Raw genomic sequence first — 4,180 nt, 5'->3', positions numbered from 1 at the left:
GCAGCAGACTGCCCATCCGGTCCGCCTCCAATTCGAACGCTACACCCAGGCGATCACGGGCCAATACTTGGTAGTACGCGGTGTAATCGTCGCTGGTGAAGGCGTTTTCTTCAGCGCCGAGATCACGCAGGATCAGCGATGCCTGGCCTGGGCCGACGTTCTTGCTGCCTTTGAACATCATGTGCTCAAGGGCGTGGGACAAACCGGTCTGGCCTGGGGTTTCATAGCTGGAGCCGACTTTGTACCAGACCTGAGAAACCACCACGGGCGCGCGGTGGTCTTCGCGGACAATGACTTTAAGGCCATTGTCCAAGGTGAATTCGTGGGTAGGTTGCGGATCAGCGGCCAGTGCGGAGAAAGGCAGACAAACTGCGCTGAACATCAGGCCTGCAGCGCGGCGGGCTAAAGCATTCATTCGTTTTTGAACCTGTGAGGCGGCCCGCTTGAACTTAGCGTAGGCGGGCGCGGAGGTGCTAGGATACTGATCCGTTTGACTGCCGACCACGGCTAGAGCAGTTACTTATGTTTCAGTGGCCGGTCAGGCATCGACAAAATCCGCAGAAATGACGTTTCCGGGTCAGCCAATTCGCTGCTTATCTATAGCGGTGGATGAACAAGCCGGGCTAAAAGCAGTCTGTTTCGCATTGACAGAATTTTTAGAGGCGCCGCTATGGCGCGTCGCTACCTTGAGATAGCCGTCCTCCATGTTTGGTTCCAACGACGACAAGAAGACCCCAGCTCCGGCTGCAGAGAAGAAAGGCCTGTTCGGTTGGCTGCGCAAAAAGCCGCAGGAAACCGTTGCCGAGCAGCCACACGACGAGATTTCAGCAGCGCCTGAGCCGGTCATTGACCAGGCTCCGCCTGCCGTTGAGCCGTCACTCGCGCCGCAATCGATGCCCGCTCCGGTGCCCGATTCCGTTATCGAGCCTGTCACCGACTCCGCTGTTGAAGCGCAACCGCCTGTCAGCCCGCCGCCCAAGCCTTGGTTGATACTGCCGGTGGCCGAAGAATCCGTAGCGCTGCTCGATGAGCTTGAGCCGCATATCACGCCACCGATTCCGCTACAGAGTTATTCGAACGTCCAGCCGCTGCCAGATCATCCTCTGCCAAATGTGGTCGCTGAGCCGGTCGTTATGCCTGAGCCGGTTATCGTTACGGAAACATTGGTCGTTGAAGCTCCTCCGGTCGTTGTCGCCCCTGTGCCAGCTGCGGCTTCTGCTCCTATTTCTGTTCCTGTTCCAATTAGTCCTGCTCCGGTCCCTACTCCGATCGCCGCGCCTGCAGCAACCGAGGCCAGCAAAATTGGTTTTTTCGCTCGCCTTAAGCAAGGGTTGTCGAAAACCAGTGCCAGCCTTGGCGAGGGCATGGCCAGCCTGTTTCTCGGCAAGAAGGCCATCGACGATGACCTGCTCGAAGAAATCGAAACACGCTTGCTGACCGCAGACGTTGGCGTAGAAGCCACGTCGGTGATCATTCAGAGCCTGACGCAGAAAGTCGCGCGTAAGCAGCTGACCGACAGCGATGCCCTCTATAAATCGTTGCAAGACGAGCTGACCGCGCTGCTGAAGCCAGTTGAGCAGCCGCTAGTCATCACCGGCCTGCAAAAGCCCTTCGTGATCCTGGTGGTGGGCGTCAACGGCGCCGGCAAAACCACAACCATCGGCAAACTGGCGAAAAAGCTTCAGCTCGAAGGCAAGAAAGTCATGCTGGCGGCCGGTGACACCTTCCGCGCAGCGGCGGTGGAGCAATTGCAGGTGTGGGGTGAGCGCAATAACATTCCGGTCATCGCCCAGCACACCGGAGCCGACTCGGCTTCGGTAATCTTTGATGCGCTGCAAGCCGCCAAGGCGCGCGGTATCGATGTGTTGATTGCTGATACCGCTGGACGTCTGCACACCAAAGACAACTTGATGGAAGAATTGAAAAAAGTGCGTCGGGTGATGGGCAAGCTGGACACCGACGCGCCGCACGAAGTACTGCTGGTGCTGGACGCGGGCACCGGTCAAAACGCAATCAATCAGGCCAAGCAATTCCACCAGACCGTGACCCTCACCGGTTTGGCATTGACTAAGCTCGACGGAACCGCCAAGGGCGGCGTGATCTTCGCGCTGGCCAAACAATTCGGTTTGCCGATCCGTTATATCGGCGTCGGTGAAGGCATCGACGATTTACGCACTTTTGAAGCCGAACCCTTTGTTCAAGCTCTTTTTGCCGAGCGGGAGCGCACATGATTCGATTCGAACAAGTCGGAAAGCGTTATCCAAATGGTCACGTTGGCCTGCATGAACTGAGTTTTCGCGTCCGTCGCGGCGAGTTTCTGTTCGTTACAGGCCATTCGGGCGCGGGTAAAAGCACCTTGCTGCGCTTATTGCTGGCAATGGAGCGGCCAACCACTGGCAAGCTGCTATTGGCTGGGCAAGACCTGGGCAAGATCAGCACCGCACAAATACCGTTTCTGCGGCGGCAAATAGGCGTGGTGTTCCAGAACCACCAATTGTTGGCTGATCGCACAGTGTTCAACAACGTTGCGCTGCCGCTGCAAATACTGGGTTTGTCAAAAGCAGAGGTTACCAAACGCGTCGATTCGGCCCTGGAGCGCGTGGCGCTCTCGGATAAAACCGATTTGTACCCCGGTGATTTATCCACAGGCCAACAGCAGCGCGTCGGTATTGCTCGGGCCATCGTCCACCGTCCGGCCTTGCTGCTGGCGGATGAACCGACCGGTAACCTTGACCCACGGCTGGCCGCAGAAATCATGGGCGTGTTCGAAGACATCAACCGTCTGGGTACCAGCGTGTTGATCGCCAGTCACGACTTGGCCCTGATTGCGCGTATGCGCCACCGCATGCTGACCTTGCAACGCGGTCGATTGATCGGTGACGGGGAGTCTGCGGTATGAGTGCCACACGCACCCCTAAAGTCTCGGAGCGAGTTTCGCCCAAGGCCGCCGAACCGACACCTGAGAAAAAGAAAAAGCAGCGCGATGAAGACGACGGTCCGGACTTCAACGCCCAACTGAGTGCGTGGCTGGAAGCCCATCGCTCCAGCGTGGTCGACAGCCTGCGACGTCTGGCTAAGCAACCCATTGGCAGTTTTTTTACCTGCCTGGTTATGGCCATCGCCTTGAGCCTGCCCATGGGCCTGTCTTTATTGCTAAGCAATGTCGAGCGGTTGGGCGGCTCCTGGCAGCGTGCGGCGCAGATTTCTCTGTATTTGAACCTGGATGCAAACGCCAGCGATGGCGATCAGTTGCGTGAACAGATCAAAGGCATGCCCGGTGTGGCGGATGCCGAGTACATCAGCAGCGATCAGGCCCTGGTCGAGTTCCAGCAACAATCGGGGCTCGGCGAGGCGCTGAAGGAGTTGCCGCAAAACCCGCTACCCGGTGTGGTGTTGGTCACCCCGCTGGAAGTCGACAAGCCAGCGCTTGAAGCGTTACGCGGTCGACTGGCGGAGCTGCCTAAGGTGCAGCAGGCTCAACTCGATCTGGTGTGGGTTGAACGGTTGGCGGCGATTCTCAAGCTGGGCGACCGGTTTGTTTTCGGTCTGACCGTGCTGTTGGTGGCTGCGCTGCTTTTGGTAATTGGTAACACAATTCGTCTGCACATCGAAAATCGTCGGACCGAGATCGAAGTGATCAAGCTAGTCGGCGGTACAGACAGTTATGTACGTAGACCGTTTTTGTATATGGGCGCCCTGTATGGCCTGGGGGCCGGTTTTCTCGCCTGGGGCGTACTTGCTTATGGGTTGAATTGGTTAAATGGTGCTGTAATTGGCCTCGCGGGGTTATACGGAAGTGACTTCTCGCTGGCCGGCGTACCTTCTGCCGATGGTCTATCGCTCTTGCTTGGAGCCGTGTTGTTAGGGTATATCGGTGCTTGGATTGCGGTCGCACGCCATTTGAGAGAGCTGGCGCCGCGTTAAACTTTTATTTATATATTGACACTTTCAGCGGTTTCGGGAACTTGTTCAGCGGTTCCTCGGTCAATTTCGCAGTGCTGAACTGCACGAGTCATGTGAGTCGGAGGTTTTTTTCGTATGACCACTTCTTTGCAACCTGTTTATGCTTTAGTCCCAGGCGCAAACCTTGAGGCCTATGTGCACACGGTCAACAGCATTCCATTGCTGACGCCCAAGCAGGAGCGTGAACTGGCTGAGAGTCTTTATTATGAGCAGGATC

General features: G+C 57.0%; 5 protein-coding genes. 4 read left to right on the top strand and 1 reads right to left on the bottom strand.

Annotated elements, in window-relative coordinates:
- The coding region (locus M0974_RS23690) for an insulinase family protein (protein WP_297842656.1) at positions 1–415 on the bottom strand (415 nt) is incomplete at its 3' end.
- 289 nt (positions 416–704) lie between these two features.
- On the opposite strand from M0974_RS23690, the gene ftsY reads away from it, so the two are divergent.
- From ftsY to M0974_RS23670, 4 genes are all read left to right on the top strand, one after another.
- Positions 705–2,231, top strand: coding sequence for a signal recognition particle-docking protein FtsY (ftsY, locus tag M0974_RS23685; protein ID WP_297842654.1), 1,527 nt, complete (start codon positions 705–707; stop codon positions 2,229–2,231).
- Positions 2,228–2,899: a cell division ATP-binding protein FtsE gene (ftsE, locus tag M0974_RS23680; protein WP_297842652.1), complete on the top strand. Its 672-nt coding sequence runs from the start codon at positions 2,228–2,230 to the stop codon at positions 2,897–2,899. Before ftsY ends, ftsE begins: the two co-directional genes overlap by 4 nt.
- Complete coding sequence (gene ftsX / locus M0974_RS23675; RefSeq protein WP_297842649.1) at positions 2,896–3,924, top strand: permease-like cell division protein FtsX; 1,029 nt, start codon at positions 2,896–2,898, stop codon at positions 3,922–3,924. Before ftsE ends, ftsX begins: the two co-directional genes overlap by 4 nt.
- A gap of 114 nt (positions 3,925–4,038) precedes the next feature.
- A partial coding sequence (locus M0974_RS23670) for a sigma-70 factor domain-containing protein (RefSeq protein WP_297842658.1) occupies positions 4,039–4,180 on the top strand: 142 nt, incomplete at its 3' end.

The sequence above is a fragment of the Pseudomonas sp. genome, from assembly GCF_026224925.1.
Taxonomy (GTDB): Bacteria; Pseudomonadota; Gammaproteobacteria; order Pseudomonadales; family Pseudomonadaceae; genus Aquipseudomonas.
Note: the sequence above shows the minus strand (reverse complement) of the source record. Positions and strands in the feature narration are given on the sequence as shown.